The 13,554-nt window shown below is 70.5% G+C and carries 13 protein-coding genes; 8 read left to right on the top strand and 5 right to left on the bottom strand.

The window, feature by feature from the left end; genetic code table 11:
- Nucleotides 1-9: 9 nt before the first annotated feature.
- Nucleotides 10-528, top strand: coding sequence for a SigE family RNA polymerase sigma factor (locus tag EER30_RS01685; RefSeq protein WP_127497552.1), 519 nt, complete (start codon nucleotides 10-12; stop codon nucleotides 526-528).
- Complete coding sequence (locus EER30_RS46865; protein ID WP_164842200.1) at nucleotides 528-1,121, top strand: hypothetical protein; 594 nt, start codon at nucleotides 528-530, stop codon at nucleotides 1,119-1,121. Before EER30_RS01685 ends, EER30_RS46865 begins: the two co-directional genes overlap by 1 nt.
- Nucleotides 1,122-1,124: 3 nt before the next feature.
- On the opposite strand, the gene EER30_RS01675 is transcribed toward EER30_RS46865, so the two are convergent.
- The 4 genes from EER30_RS01675 to mce all read right to left on the bottom strand — a co-directional run bounded on the left by EER30_RS01675 (nucleotide 1,125) and on the right by mce (nucleotide 6,054).
- The gene (locus tag EER30_RS01675) at nucleotides 1,125-2,387 is read right to left on the bottom strand and encodes an AI-2E family transporter (protein WP_432417513.1); all 1,263 of its coding nucleotides are present in this window, start codon (nucleotides 2,385-2,387) and stop codon (nucleotides 1,125-1,127) included.
- Entirely contained in the window at nucleotides 2,388-3,755 is a 1,368-nt protein-coding gene (locus EER30_RS01670) for a coiled-coil domain-containing protein (protein ID WP_127497550.1), read from the bottom strand.
- Nucleotides 3,756-3,988: 233 nt separating this feature from the next.
- A complete protein-coding gene (locus tag EER30_RS01665) occupies nucleotides 3,989-5,305 on the bottom strand; it encodes a DivIVA domain-containing protein (RefSeq protein ID WP_127497548.1) in 1,317 nt (438 codons plus the stop codon).
- Between the two features lie 266 nt (nucleotides 5,306-5,571).
- Nucleotides 5,572-6,054: a methylmalonyl-CoA epimerase gene (gene mce, locus EER30_RS01660; protein ID WP_127497546.1), complete on the bottom strand. Its 483-nt coding sequence runs from the start codon at nucleotides 6,052-6,054 to the stop codon at nucleotides 5,572-5,574.
- 94 nt (nucleotides 6,055-6,148) lie between these two features.
- Here mce and EER30_RS01655 point away from each other — a divergent pair, with 94 nt between their 5' ends.
- Both EER30_RS01655 and meaB read left to right on the top strand, forming a co-directional pair.
- Nucleotides 6,149-7,324, top strand: coding sequence for an acetyl-CoA C-acetyltransferase (locus tag EER30_RS01655; protein WP_127497544.1), 1,176 nt, complete (start codon nucleotides 6,149-6,151; stop codon nucleotides 7,322-7,324).
- Nucleotides 7,321-8,268, top strand: a complete 948-nt coding sequence (gene meaB / locus EER30_RS01650; protein ID WP_127497542.1) for a methylmalonyl Co-A mutase-associated GTPase MeaB — start codon at nucleotides 7,321-7,323, stop codon at nucleotides 8,266-8,268. The genes EER30_RS01655 and meaB overlap by 4 nt, the downstream gene beginning before the upstream one ends.
- On the opposite strand, the gene EER30_RS01645 is transcribed toward meaB, so the two are convergent.
- Nucleotides 8,265-8,864: a PadR family transcriptional regulator gene (locus tag EER30_RS01645; RefSeq protein ID WP_240669703.1), complete on the bottom strand. Its 600-nt coding sequence runs from the start codon at nucleotides 8,862-8,864 to the stop codon at nucleotides 8,265-8,267. The two genes, meaB and EER30_RS01645, sit on opposite strands and share 4 nt — an antisense overlap.
- Before the next feature lie 53 nt (nucleotides 8,865-8,917).
- Here EER30_RS01645 and EER30_RS01640 point away from each other — a divergent pair, with 53 nt between their 5' ends.
- The 4 genes from EER30_RS01640 to EER30_RS01625 all read left to right on the top strand — a co-directional run bounded on the left by EER30_RS01640 (nucleotide 8,918) and on the right by EER30_RS01625 (nucleotide 13,545).
- Complete coding sequence (locus EER30_RS01640; protein WP_127497540.1) at nucleotides 8,918-10,084, top strand: FAD-dependent oxidoreductase; 1,167 nt, start codon at nucleotides 8,918-8,920, stop codon at nucleotides 10,082-10,084.
- Between the two features lie 159 nt (nucleotides 10,085-10,243).
- The gene (locus EER30_RS01635; RefSeq protein WP_127497538.1) at nucleotides 10,244-10,714 is read left to right on the top strand and encodes a hypothetical protein; all 471 of its coding nucleotides are present in this window, start codon (nucleotides 10,244-10,246) and stop codon (nucleotides 10,712-10,714) included.
- A gap of 47 nt (nucleotides 10,715-10,761) precedes the next feature.
- A complete protein-coding gene (gene icmA, locus EER30_RS01630) occupies nucleotides 10,762-12,435 on the top strand; it encodes a coenzyme B12-dependent isobutyryl-CoA mutase large subunit (protein WP_127497536.1) in 1,674 nt (557 codons plus the stop codon).
- A gap of 174 nt (nucleotides 12,436-12,609) precedes the next feature.
- Nucleotides 12,610-13,545 (top strand): tetratricopeptide repeat protein, encoded by a 936-nt coding sequence (locus EER30_RS01625; protein ID WP_127497534.1) that lies wholly within the window; start codon nucleotides 12,610-12,612, stop codon nucleotides 13,543-13,545.
- The last annotated feature ends 9 nt before the right edge of the window (nucleotides 13,546-13,554 follow it).

Genomic DNA, 13,554 nt, shown 5'->3' with positions numbered 1-13,554 from the left:
GATCGGCACATGCCTGACACCATCGACGATCTTTTCAGCGATTTCGTCCGGGCCCGGACGCCGGCACTGCTGAGGACGGCGTTCCTGCTGACCGGTGATCGGCACCTGGCCGAGGACCTGGTGCAGGACGCGCTGGCCCGCACTCACCGGGGACGGCACCGGCTCGACGATCCCGGGCATTTCGAGGCCTATACCCGGACGGCGATGTACCACCTGCACGTGAGCCGGTGGCGTCGTCGCCGGGTGGTCGAGTCGCTGCCGGGCGAGCTGACCGACGTGGCTCACCCCGACAGCGATCATTCCCGGCGTACGGATCTCAAGCTCGCCCTGCACGAGGCGCTGGCCCAGCTCACCCGCAGGCAGCGCGCCGTGCTGGTTCTGCGCTACTTCGAGGATCGCAGCGAGGCCGAGGCGGCCGACCTGCTGCACTGCTCGGTCGGCACGATCAAGAGCCAGACCAGCAAGGCCCTCGCTCGTCTGCGCGCGCTGGCGCCCGACCTGCTCTCGGCCGTGATGGAGGAAGCCTGATGAGCGACAATCTCGGCCCGCTACGTCGGGCCATGTCCGACCTGGCCGAACACGGCGGGAACACCGATCTCCACGAACGTGTCCTGACCCGATCCCGCAAACTCCAACGGCGCACGACTGTGGCCGCCGGCGCCGCCGCCACGGTCGCGGTGCTCGCCGTCGGGGGCGTCGTCGCCGTCACCAGCGCCGGCGGCGGCCCCTCCACCCCGGTCGCGACCCAGGTGCCGACGCCCGCCGTGACCACGACGACCGCGGCCCCGACGACGACGACGCCGTCGACCACCACCACGCCGACGTCGAAGCCGCCATCATCCAGCCCGACGAGCAAGCGGCCCCGCTATCCCGACTGCCCCACGGCGAAGGCTTTGGAGCGGCTGTACGAGTTGCCGCAGGACTGGCGTTTCGTGAAGGTCCATTGCTGGCGAACCTGGGCGACCGCTCGGGTGGAGGGCCCGAACCTTGGCGACGGCGCCTTTCTCTTCCGCTACAAGGCCAGCACCGGCTGGCGCTATCACAGCCAGGGCAGCGCCTTCAACTGCAACGACCTGGGCATCACCAGCGGCAACCCGACGTTCTGCAGCTACCAGGACTAGGGGCTAGCGGGCTTCCTGGCTCGGCACGACCACCTCGCGCATGATGAGCTGGATGGCCGCCACCATCGGGATGGCCACCAGGGCGCCGACGACCCCGAACAGGGAGACGCCGAGCAGGGCCGCCACCACGGCCGCCACGTCGCTGACCTTGACCGAGCGCCGCATGACGTTCGGGTAGATCAGATAGTTCTCGAGCTGCTGGTAGACGATGAAGAAGGCCGCGCAGACGATGCCGTCGCTCAGCGACGAGGCGAAGCCGACCAGGCTCACGATGATGGCGCCCAGGGTGGCGCCGATCTGGGGGATCAGGTCGGTCACGGCCACGACCACGGCCAGCGCGAACGGGTAGGCCAGGCCGAGGATGACGGCGAGCAGCCAGGTGCTGGCGCCGGCGAGGACGGCGATCGAGATCGCGCCGACCATGTAGGCGCCGACCTTCGTGAGGATCTCGTCGGTCAGCAGGCGTACGCGCACCCGGCGGGAGGCGGGCACCAGGGTGTACGCCCGTTCGCGGATGCGGTCGAACGAGGCCATGAAGTAGATCGTCAGCACCAGGACCGTAAGCAGGTTGAAGATGGTGCCGGCGACCATGCGGCCGACACCGACGACCCCGCCCGCGACGTTGCCGACCGTGCCCGCGTTCAGGGCGCTGGTGACCTTGTTCAGGATGTCGTAGCGGGTGACCAGATCGTTGATGGTCTCGTTGCGCTGAAGACTCTGGATGTAGTCGGGCACGTTGTCGATGAGCTGGGTGGTCTGGCTGATCAGCGGCGGGATCAGCGCGACGATGCCGCCCGCGAGCAGGCAGACCACGGCCAGGGCGACGATCGTGACGGCCAGGCCCCGCGGGATGCCGAGCTTGCGCAGGCGTACGACGGCGGGGTTGAGGCCGATGGCCAGGAAGAGCGCGATGAAGATCAGGACGAGGATTGACGCCGCGTTGCGGACCCCTAGGAAGATCGCGTACGCCACGATGACGCCCAGACCGCCGAGCAGGCCGAGCATGAACGGGTTGCGGCGGTCGATCGGCGGGCCGGGGCGGCCGAAGCGGCCCTCGAGGTGTTCCTCGGCGGCCACGTCGAGCGACTCGTCGTCGTGCTGAGCCGGGTCGTTCACCGGCAGATCGTCGTCTTCCCTGGCCACCGGATCCTCCACACTGGCGGTAGCCGGAGTTGATCGCGCCGGCCGTACATTTCTCGGTGCGAAGCTATCGCCGCGGGGCCGGGGCCGCCAGTCCGGCGGCCCCGAGCGTGGTGGACGGCTCAGTTACTCTGCGTCGGCGCCGACGCGGGAGGACGGCGGAACGGTGACCTTGGCCGAGGCGGTGACCTTGGCCGGGTGCTTCTCGGCGGCGTGGGCGCCGACCTCGTCGGCCGGCTCGTCCTGCTCGTCGGAGCCGCCGGCGGCGGCCATCACGGCGGCCGCGGCCAGTTCGGCGACCCGCTTCGCTTCCTTCTGCACCTGGCGGCGCACGTCGGTCGCGTGGCGCTCGGCTGCCTCGCCCGCCTGCTTGGCCTCGATCAGGCGGGTCTGCTCGGCCTCGAGTTCCTGGCGGACGGCGGCGAGGGTCTTCTGCACCTTGGCCGCCTCGTCGGAGCCGGCACGGGCCCTTTCCTGGGCGGTGGCCAGATCGCGCTGGGCGTCGGCCGCCTTGGCCCGGGCCGCCTCGAGCTCGCGGCCCGCCTCGGCGATGCGTTCCTGCTGGGCGGCGATCTCGTTGCGGACGGCGGTGGCCTGGTCGTCGGAGCGGCGCAGGACCTCCTCCGCGTACTTGTCGGCCTCGCTGCGCAGGTCGGCGCACTGCTTCTCGACACCGGCGCGCATGTGGGCCAGCTCCTGGGCGGCGGTCTGACGTTTTTGGGTGAGCTCACGGTCGAGGCCGGCGCGCTGCTCGTTGTGGTCGCGCTCGGCCGCCGCGCGCTGGGCGTTGAGCTCTTGCTGGGCCTTGTCGCGCAGCGCCTTGATCTCTTGGTCGGCCTGCATGCGCGTGGACTTGGCGTAGCCGTCGGCCTCGACGCGGGTGCGGTGGGCCACCTGGGCGACCTGCTCGGTGTGCTGCTGGGCCTCGGCGCGGGCCCGGGTCAGGGTGTTCTCGGCCTCGGCCCGCATTTGCTCGGCCGACTGGCGGGCGGCGGCCAGGGCCTTGTCGGAGGCGGCGCGCTTGGCGGCGTCGGCCCGCTCCTCCTCGGCGCGGCGCGAGGCCAGGGCGATCTCGAAGTCGCGGACGCCGTTGTGGGCGTGGGCCTCGGCCTCGGCCCGCACCCGCTCGGCCTCGGCCAGGCGGGCGGCGATGTCGTCGGTGGCCGACGCCTTGATCGCCTCGGCCTGCTCCTCGGCCAGGGCCAGGATCTGCTCGACGCGCGGGCCGAGGTGGCGGAAGGACACCTCGGGGTTCAGGCCGTTCTGCTTGCGGGCCTGAACGATCTCCTGCTGCTGCCGCTCGATCTGGGCGTTCATCGCCTGGATCTGGGAGTAGGCCTGCTCGCGTTCCGTGGCCAGCGCGGCGATCTCGTTCTCGGCGCGGGCGACGTAGCGGTCGACCTGCTTCTTCTCGTAGCCCCGCAGAGCGAAGTCGAAGCTGGGCTCGGTGGCCGCGTCTCCGCCGAGACCTAGAATTTCTCCGCCGTGCGACATGCTGTCCATCCTCACATACGCAACGTCCAGCCTCGGGGGGATACACACCCTCCTGGGGGGAGTATGCGCCTGGTTGTGATTTGTCTGACCTGGGTTGCGCAAGCCAGGCTACAAGCCGAAACCAACGGGGCCGTATCGGAGAGACTCCGATACGGCCCGCGTCGATTGTCGGATTTTGATCGGGCGACAACTACGGTCGCGCACCCCGGGGATGCCCGCAACCGGAGAGCGCCTCAGGAGTTGGTCCTGGCTCCCACCGGCTTGCCGTCGCCCTCGGTCTGGGGCTTGGCGGCCTCGGGCTGAACAGCCTCGCCACGCGGGGCGGGAGCGGCCTCGACCGCCTTGGCCACCGCCTCGGCCGCCTTGGCCGGGCCGACGCCGGGCACCAGGCCGGACAGGCCCGAGAGCATCTGGCCGAGCTGGTTGGTGACCGCGTCCTTCTGACGGGTCAGGTCTTCCACCTCGCGCTTGGCGGCCTGGGTGGTGAGCTCGGCCTCGGTGCGGGCCTCGGTGAGCAGGCGCTGGGCCTCGGCCCGGGCCTCGCCGACCGTCTTCTCGGACAGGGCGCGGGCCTTGTCGGTGACCTCGGTGGCGTTGCGCTCGGACTCGATGCGGCGCTGCTCGGCGCGCTGCGAGATCTCCTTGGAACGGTCTTCGGCGGCGCGGGCGCGTTCCTCGGCCTCGGCCACCATCTTCTGGGTGGCGCTGACCTGGGCCGCGTGGCGCTGGGATTCCTCGCGCTCGGCCTTCTCGCGGCGCTCGGCGATCTCGATCTGGAGGGACTGCAGGTCTTTGTCGCGCTTGTCGCGGGCGTCGGTGAGCAGCTTGGTCGCCTCGGCGCGCTTCTCTTCCGCCTCGCGGGAGGCCTTGGCGCGCTGTTGGGTGATCTCGCGCTCGGCGGTGGCGCGCAGGGACGCCACTTCGCGCTCGACCGTCGACTTGAGCTCGGCGACCTCGTGCGCGGTGACCGTACGCAGCTGCTTGGTCTCGCGGTCGGCGTCGGAGCGCAGCGTGTCGGCCTCGCGGCGGGCCTGCACCCGGGCCTCGGCGGCCTCGCGCTCGGCGTGGGTGCGCACCTGGCCGGCCTCGCGCTCGGCGGTCGCCTTCATCGCGGCGGCCTCGGCGCGGGCCTTGTCGGTGATCTCACGAGCCTCGAGGCGGGCGGCGGAGAGGATGCCCTCGGACTCTCGCTTCGCCTCGCTCCGGTGGTCGTTCGCCTGTTCCTCGGCCAGCCGCAGGATCTGCTCGACCCGGGTGCCCAGCCCGGAGAGCGTCGGTCGGTTGTTCTCCTCGAGCAGCTTGTTGCTGTCGGCGAGTTTCTGCTCCACAGCGTTCAGTCGCTGCTCGGCCTGGCGCAGCCGACGCTGCGCGTCGTTCATGCGCTGCTCGGCCTCGCCACGAGCCTGCTCGGACTGATTGAGCGCGGCGACCAGGCGGCCGAGGTGGGCGTCGACCTGCCCACGGTCGTAACCGCGCAGCACAACGGTGAAGTCGTGCTGGGAGTTCGCGGTGTCGAAAAATGCCAAATTCTGATCCTGCTGCTGGGGCATTGGGCCATCCTGGCGAAGACGCACGAGCCACGCAAGACCGGGTCTGCATCAGAAAGAACACGTAGATCAGCTTTGAACAGGCCCGCAGCGACGCGGGCCCGTCGTCCGGCCGGTGGACGTCACCGGGGCGGGGCCCCGGCTCCGACACCGTCGTCACCTGGTGTATCCGTGCTCGGCGGGATGATCGGCTCGGCGGGGCCACGGGCGCGGCCCTTATGTCCCGAGATCCTGCCAGGCCGGGAATGCTTCGTCAGGATGATTCATCCTTAAGGCGTACGAACCGCGGCCGGTTCCACCAGCTCGACCAGAACCCCACCGGCGTCCTTGGGGTGCACGAAGTTGATTCGCGACCCGGCCGTGCCGCGGCGTGGAGTGTCATAGAGCAACCGCAGGCCACGGGCGCGCAGCGCGGCCGAGGCGGCCTCCACATCGGCCACTGTGTAGGCCAGTTGCTGCAGACCGGGCCCGCTGCGGCCGAGGAACTTCGCGATCGCCGAGTCGGGGCTTGCGGGCGCGAGCAACTGGATGCGGGGGCCGTTGCCGTCGCCGACCGCGAGCATGGCCTCCCGTACGCCTTGCTCCTCGTTCGTCTCTTCGTGCACGCACCGCATGCCGAAGGTGTCGGCATAGAAACGGATCGCCGCGTCGAGGTCGGGCACGGCGATGCCGACGTGGTCGACGCGTAGCAGGCCGACCTCGACGGATGTGAGATTCTCGGGGGCGGCGGCGTTAGGTGGAAGCTCATCCATCCTATTAGTCTTGCCTAAACGGCCGTTAAGGCCGGAAGGGGTCCCCCCAAATCGTCCCCTTCTTCCGCCCCGGCAGAACGGAAGCGAAGAGATCGTGACCACCTCGGTGATCGTGAGCGGCGCCCGGACCCCCATGGGCCGCCTGCTCGGCAACCTCAAGAACCTGCCGGCCACGGCCCTCGGCGGCTACGCGATCGAGGCCGCCCTCGAGCGCGGCGGCGTGCGCCCCGACCAGGTGCAATATGTGATCATGGGGCAGGTGCTGCAGGCCGGGGCCGGGCAGATCACCGCGCGGCAGGCCGCGGTCGCCGCCGGCATTCCGATGTCCACACCGGCGGTCACGGTCAACAAGGTGTGCCTGTCCGGCCTCGACGCGATCGCCCTGGCCGACCAGCTCATCCGGGCCGGCGAGTTCGACGTCGTCGTGGCCGGCGGCATGGAGTCGATGACCAACGCGCCCCACCTGCTGATGACCCAGCGTCAGGGCGTCAAGTTCGGCGACGTGCTCGCCCGCGACCACACCGCGTTCGACGGCCTGATCGACCCGTGGGACGGCATCTCGATGGGCGAGGCGACCGAGCGCAGCGGTGCGAAGCTCGGCATCACCCGCGAGGAGCAGGACGCGTTCGCCGCCCTCAGCCACCGGCGCGCGGCCGCCGCCCAGAGCGAGGGCCGTTTCGCCGACGAGATCGTCCCGGTCAAGTCGGGCCAGCGCGGCGCCGACACGGTCATCGACACCGACGAGGGCGTGCGGCCCGGCACGACGGCCGAGTCGCTGGCCAAGCTGCGCCCGGCGTTCGCCCCCGACGGCACGATCACCGCGGCCAGCGCCTCGCCGATCTCCGACGGTGCCGCGGCGGTCGTCGTGATGCGCAAAGAGAAGGCGGAAGAGCTCGGGCTGACCTGGCTGGCCGAGATCACCGCGCACGGCAACGTCGCGGGCCCCGACAACTCGCTGCAGTCGCAGCCGGCCAACGCCATCAAGCACGCGCTCGGCAAGGCCGGCCTGAGCGTGAACGACCTCGAACTGATCGAGATGAACGAGGCGTTCGCCCAGGTGGTCATCCAGTCGATGCGCGAGCTCAAGGTCGACGAGGAGATCGTGAACGTCAACGGCGGGGCGATCGCCCTCGGCCACCCGATCGGCATGTCCGGCGCCCGGCTGGTGCTGACGCTGGCGCTCGAACTGAAGCGCCGGGGTGGCGGTTACGGCGCGGCTTCGCTGTGTGGTGGCGGCGGCCAGGGCGATGCGCTGATCATCAAGGCATGAAGCACGACGTCTCGACCCTGGTAGAGAAGGCTCGAGCGGGGGACGCGCGATCGGTCGCCAGGCTGATCAGCCTGGTGGAGAACGGCGACCCCGCCTTGCCTGAGGTGGCCGCTGCGCTCGCTCCGTACTCGGGCCGGGCTCAGGTCGTGGGGCTGACCGGGTCGCCCGGCGTGGGCAAGTCGACGACCACGAACGAGCTGGTGCGGGCGCTGCGGGCGAACGGCAAGCGGGTCGGGGTGCTCGCGGTCGACCCGTCCAGCCCGTTCACCGGCGGGGCGATCCTCGGCGACCGCATCCGCATGCAGGACCACACCACCGATCCCGGCGTCTACATCCGGTCGATGTCCAGCCGGGGTCAGCTCGGTGGTCTCGCCGCGGCGACCCCCCAGGCCGTACGTGTCCTGGAAGGCGCCGGCTGCGAGGTGATCCTGGTCGAGACCGTCGGGGTGGGCCAGGCCGAGGTCGAGATCGCCTCGCTCGCCGACACCACGCTGGTGCTGCTCGCGCCGGGCATGGGCGACGCGATCCAGGCGGTCAAGGCGGGCGTGCTCGAGGTGGCCGACGTCTTCGTCATCAACAAGGCCGACCGGCCCGGCGCCGACGCGACCTACCGCGACATCCAGGGCATGCTCGGCCTGGGCGAGCGGGCCCCGGGCGACTGGCGGCCCCAGGTCGTGCGGGCGACCGCGATCAAGAGCGAGGGCATCGACGACGTCGTGGCCGCGATCGCGAAGCACCGCGAATGGCTCGAGAGCACCGGCGCGTTGCAGGCCAGCCGCGAGCGCCGGGCCGCCGTCGAGGTCGAGGCGATCGCGCTGGGCACCCTGCGGGCCCGCATCGGCGATCTGCGCCAGGGCACGGCCCTGACCACGCTTGCCGCTGCCGTGGCGAAGGGCGACCTGGACCCGTACGCGGCCGCTGAGGAACTCATCAAGGGTCTTTAACCGAACTGTTGGAGCGTCGTCTCCACGACGTGGGCGTCCCAGGTCAGCGTGCCGTCGGCCAGGTCGGAGGCGACGCCGCGCAGCCATGCGATCTCGGCCGTGAGCAGGGCCGCGCGGTATTCGTCCTCGATGAGGAAGATGCGTGGCAGGCCCGGGGGCGCCTGGTCGCGTACGGCGGTCAGTTTGGCGGTGAGCGCCTTGATGCGGCGTTCGAGCAGGTCGTGGGCCTCGGATGGGGTCAGGACGACCAGGAACGCCAGCGCGGCGGGGAACTCGGGGAACTCGCGGGCCGGCGTGGGCAGCGCGTCGATGAGCCAGCGCCGCATGGTCGCCGCGCCCTTGTCGGTGATTTCGTAGACGGTTCGTTCGGGCCGGCCCGCCTCGCGCGCGGTGCCCGCCTCGCGTGCCAGTCCGTCGCGCACCAGACGGTCGAGAGTCTGGTAGACGCTGTTGCGCGCGGCCACGTTGACCAGCTGGTCCTGGCCGCGCTCCTTGATCATCTGCTGCATCCGGTAGGGGTGCGTCGGCGCCTCCATGAGCAGCGCCAGCAGCAGCATGCCCAGCGTCGAGCGACGCGGTTCTCCGGAGGTGACCACGGATCACAGCCTAAGGGTTGACGATTGTTAGTCATGGTATGCATAGTCATGGAATGACTAAACCGATCGCACTCATCGCCGGCGGCGGCATCGCCGGTACGGTCGCCGCGCTCGCCCTCGACCGGGCCGGCTGGTCGCCACGCGTCTTCGAGGCCCGGCTGCCGGGCGCCGACGAGCAGGGGGCGTGGCTCACCGTGGCCGCCAACGGGCTGAACGCGCTGCGCGTACTCGGGCTCGACCCGGCCTTCGTGCTGGCCGCGGGCTTCGAGACCCCCTCGCTGACGATGTTCAACGGGGGCGGGCGCCGGCTCGCGGTGCTGCCGCTGGGCGGGACGACCACGACGATCAAACGGGCTGATCTGTACGCGGCCCTGCGACGGGCGGCGGTCAAGAGAGGCATTGCCATCGAGTACGGCAAAGGGCTGTGCGACTTCACCGAGGCGCCCGGCGGCGTGACCGTCACGTTTGCCGACGGGTCGACCGCCGCGGGGGAGCTGCTGGTGGGGGCCGACGGGCTGCGGTCGCGTACGCGGGAGGTCCTCGACCCGGGCGGGCCGGCGCCCAGCTACCTCGGGTTGCTGAACGCGGGCGGGTTCACCGACGGGCCCGTCGACGCGGTGGAGGACCGTACGCCTGGAATGGTGCACATGGCTTTCGGGAAGCGGGCGTTCTTCGGGTGGACGAGCGCGCCCGACGGTTCGGTGTGGTGGTTCGCCAATCCGCCGAGCAGGCAGCCCGTACGCCCGGGGGACTTCACGGCCGCATCGTGGCGGGAGCATCTGATCTCGCTCTTCGAGGGGGATGCTTTGCCGGCCGCGGAGATCATCCGGGCCACGGGGGAGGTGCTCGGGCCGTGGAACACCGATGACCTGCCTCGGGTGCCGGTGTGGCGCAGCAGGCGGACGGTGCTGATCGGGGACGCGGCGCACGCGGTCGCACCGTCGTCGGGGCAGGGTGCTTCGATGGCGTTCGAGGACGCGGTCACGCTCGGGCTGTGTCTTGACGGCGCTGATGATCCGGCGCAGGGGCTGGCCGCGTACGAGCAGCGGCGTCGGGGGCGGGTCGAGCGGATCGTGGCTGTCGGGCGGCGTAACGGCAGCGGGAAGACGGCGGGGCCGGTCGGGGCAGCGGTTCGGGACGCGATGTTCCCGCTGGTGATGAGGTTCCTGTATCGCAAGGGCGACCCGCAGGCTTGGATCCTCGAGCATCGCGTGGCTTGAGCGGGTTCGGCTTCTCGTTCACGGCGCCGCTTGAGAACTTTTCGGTTATTTCGCGTTGACGGTTGGTATGTCGGATACCTCCGTTTACCCGGTCGGCAACCCCCTCGCAACGCCCTAAGCTGGTCATATGTCACCGCTAGGAAGGGAGAGGGGTACGCCATGATCAACCCGGTCACGTTCCCCCGGGCGGCCGGCACCACGGCCACCTATCTTCACCCACTGTTGCAGTCAAGCGTGCTGCAATCCTCGACGGTCAAGGCCACCGACTCTGCGCCCGGCGCGGCCGAGGTGCGACCACCAACCATCCCCGCGGTGAGCGCCGTGACCGGGGTGCAGCCGACCGCCGCCTACGCCGACGCGCTGGCTCGCGACGCGGCGACGGCGATGCGGGCGGCCTCGCTGACGGCGAAGACCGCGCGGGGCAATGAGAAGGCGGCGTCCTCCGACCCGGTGGCCGTTCTGGCCCGCCAGACCGTTATCGATCACGCCTCGTCCCAGGTCGGCATGCTCCTGACCCGCGCCGCGGCCGAGCGCCGGGTCGCCGTGACCTCGGGCCTGCCCGCGTCCCGCCTGGCCGCCATCGACACGACGACGTCGCGGCTCTACCACGCCCTGGACGTCCTCGTCTGACGTTTCCTCCTTAGCGATCGTTCAGGGATGGCTCTAGGATGTCGGGCATGGACTCTGCCGACATCGCCGCCGGGCGGGAGCGCTGGCAGCGGCGCTACGACGCCGCGCGCAAGCGGGACGCCGACTTCACAACCCTGTCCGGCGCGACGGTCGATCCGGTCTACGGGCCGCCGGCCGGCGCCGCCTATCCCGGGTTCGACCGCATCGGGTGGCCGGGCGAGTTCCCGTACACCCGTGGTCTCTATCCGACCGGATACCGCGGGCGCACCTGGACGATCCGGCAGTTCGCGGGCTTCGGCAACGCGCGGCAGACCAACGAGCGCTACAAGATGATCCTGGCGGCGGGCGGGGGCGGGCTGAGCGTCGCGTTCGACATGCCGACGCTGATGGGCCGCGACTCCGACGATCCGCAATCTTCCGGCGAGGTCGGGCACTGCGGCGTCGCGATCGACTCGGCCGCCGACATGGACGTGCTCTTCGACGGCATCGACCTCGAGAAGACCACGACCAGCATGACCATCTCCGGTCCGGCCGTCCCGATCTTCGTGATGTACCTGGTGGCGGCTGAGCGGCAGGGCGCCGACCTGAGCCGGCTCGACGGCACGCTGCAGACCGACATCTTCAAGGAATACATCGCGCAGAAGGAATGGCTCTTCCAGCCCGAGCCGCACCTGCGCCTGATCGGCGACCTCATGGAGTACTGCGCCCGCGAGATCCCGAAGTACAAGCCGCTGTCGGTCAGTGGCTACCACATCCGCGAGGCCGGCTCGACCGCCGCGCAGGAGCTGGCGTACACGTTGGCCGACGGTTTCGGCTATGTCGAGCTGGGCCTGAGCCGGGGGCTGGACGTCAACCAGTTCGCGCCCGGCCTGAGCTTCTTCTTCGACGCGCACATCGACTTCTTCGAAGAGATCGCCAAGTTCCGCGCCGCCCGCCGCATCTGGGCCCGCCACCTGCGCGACGACTACGGCGCGACCAGCGAGAAGGCGTTGTGGCTGAAGTTCCACACCCAGACGGCCGGGGTTTCGCTCACGGCTCAGCAGCCGGTCAACAACGTCGTCCGTACGGCCGTCGAGGCGCTGGCCGCCATCCTCGGTGGCACCAATTCGCTGCACACCAACGCGCTCGACGAGACGCTGGCGCTGCCCACCGACGAGTCGGCCGAGATCGCGCTGCGCACCCAGCAGGTGCTGATGGAGGAGACCGGCGTGGTCAACGTGGCCGACCCGCTGGGTGGCTCCTGGTACCTGGAAGAACTCACCGACCGCATCGAGGCCGAGGCGGAAGAGATCTTCGCCCGCATCCGCGAGCTGGGCGAGGACGGCAGCATCACAGCCGGCATCCTGCGCGGCATCGAGGACGGCTGGTTCACCGCGCACATCGCCGAGGCCGCATTTCTGCACCAGCAGGCCCTCGAGAAGGGCGACAAGCGGATCGTCGGGGTCAACGCCCACACCGGCACGGTCGCTAAGGAACTCGAGATCCTGCGGGTGTCCCACGAGGTCGAGACCGAACAGAATCGGGTTCTCGGTGCTCGGCGGGCGGAGCGAGACGCCGTACGCGTGAAGGCCTCTCTCGACCGCATGGTCGAAGCCGCCCGCAGTGGCGCGAACATGATCCCCGCGATGCTCGACGCGGCGCGGGCCGAGGCGACGCTCGGCGAGATCTGCGGGGTGCTCAAGGACGAGTGGGGCATCTATCGGGAGCCTGCCCGGTTCTGATCTTCAAATGGGACGAAGGGGCACATCGCCGACCGGTTTGCGCTGGTCGGCGATGGGAGCTTGCGCATCGGGCCGCCGCCGTCGAGGATCAGCGGAACATGCTCCTGTGACGTCCGATATCAGCTGCCCCGCGGCGCGGCCCAGTGCCTTGTCAGCGTGCGAGACTAGGTAACCATGAGCGACCCACGGACCACTCCGTCGATCTTCACCCGCGGCGCGGTCGATCTCAGCGCGCTGCGCGCCCCGGCCCCGGCCCAGTCCCCGGCGAAAAGCCCCGCGCCCGAGGCCCACGACGGCCCGTCCGGCCCCATCCCCGGTGGACTGCCCGGCGGCGCCGGCCCCGAGACGATCATCGAGGTCACCGAGGCCAACTTCCAGACCACCGTGCTCGAGCGATCGCTGAGCACCCCGGTCATCCTCGACTTCTGGGCCGACTGGTGCGAGCCCTGCAAGCAGCTCTCGCCGATCCTCGAGCGGCTCGCCGCGACGGGTGGCGGCGCCTGGGTGCTCGGCAAGGTCGATGTGGACGCCAACCCGCGCCTCGCGCAGGCGCTGCGCGTGCAAGGCATCCCCATGGTGGTCGCCGTGGTCAACGGCCAGCTCGTCGAGGGCTTCACCGGCGTCCTGCCCGAGTCGCAGGTCAAGCAATACATCGACGCCGTGCTCAAGGCCGGCGGTGTGGCGGTCGAAGAGGCGGCCGACCCGCGGCTCGACGCCGCCGACGACGCGCTGATGATCGGCGACCTCGACGAGGCCGAGGCGGCCTACCGCAAGATCCTGGCCGAGCAGCCGACCGACGCGGCCGCCCAGTCCGGCCTGGCCCAGGTCGAGCTCTACCGTCGCATCGGCGGCGCCGACCCGACGACGGCCGTGGCCAAGGCCGACGCCTCCCCCGACGACATCGACGCCCAGCGGCTCGCCGCCGACGTCGAGGTGCTCAGCGGCCAGGCCGAGCAGGCCTACGCGCGTCTGGTCGCCCTGGTCAAGCGCACCTCGGGCGACGACCGTGACGCTGTCCGCAAGCACCTGCTCTCGCTGTTCAGCGTGGCCGGCCCCGACGACCCCGCGGTGGCCGGCGCCCGGCGGGCCCTGGCCAGCGCCCTCTTCTAGCCAGGGAGC

The sequence above is a fragment of the Actinoplanes solisilvae genome (assembly GCF_003999975.1).
Taxonomy (GTDB): domain Bacteria; phylum Actinomycetota; class Actinomycetes; order Mycobacteriales; family Micromonosporaceae; genus Actinoplanes; species Actinoplanes solisilvae.
The sequence above is the reverse complement of the archived record's forward strand: the minus strand, read 5'-3'. Positions and strand labels throughout refer to the sequence as shown.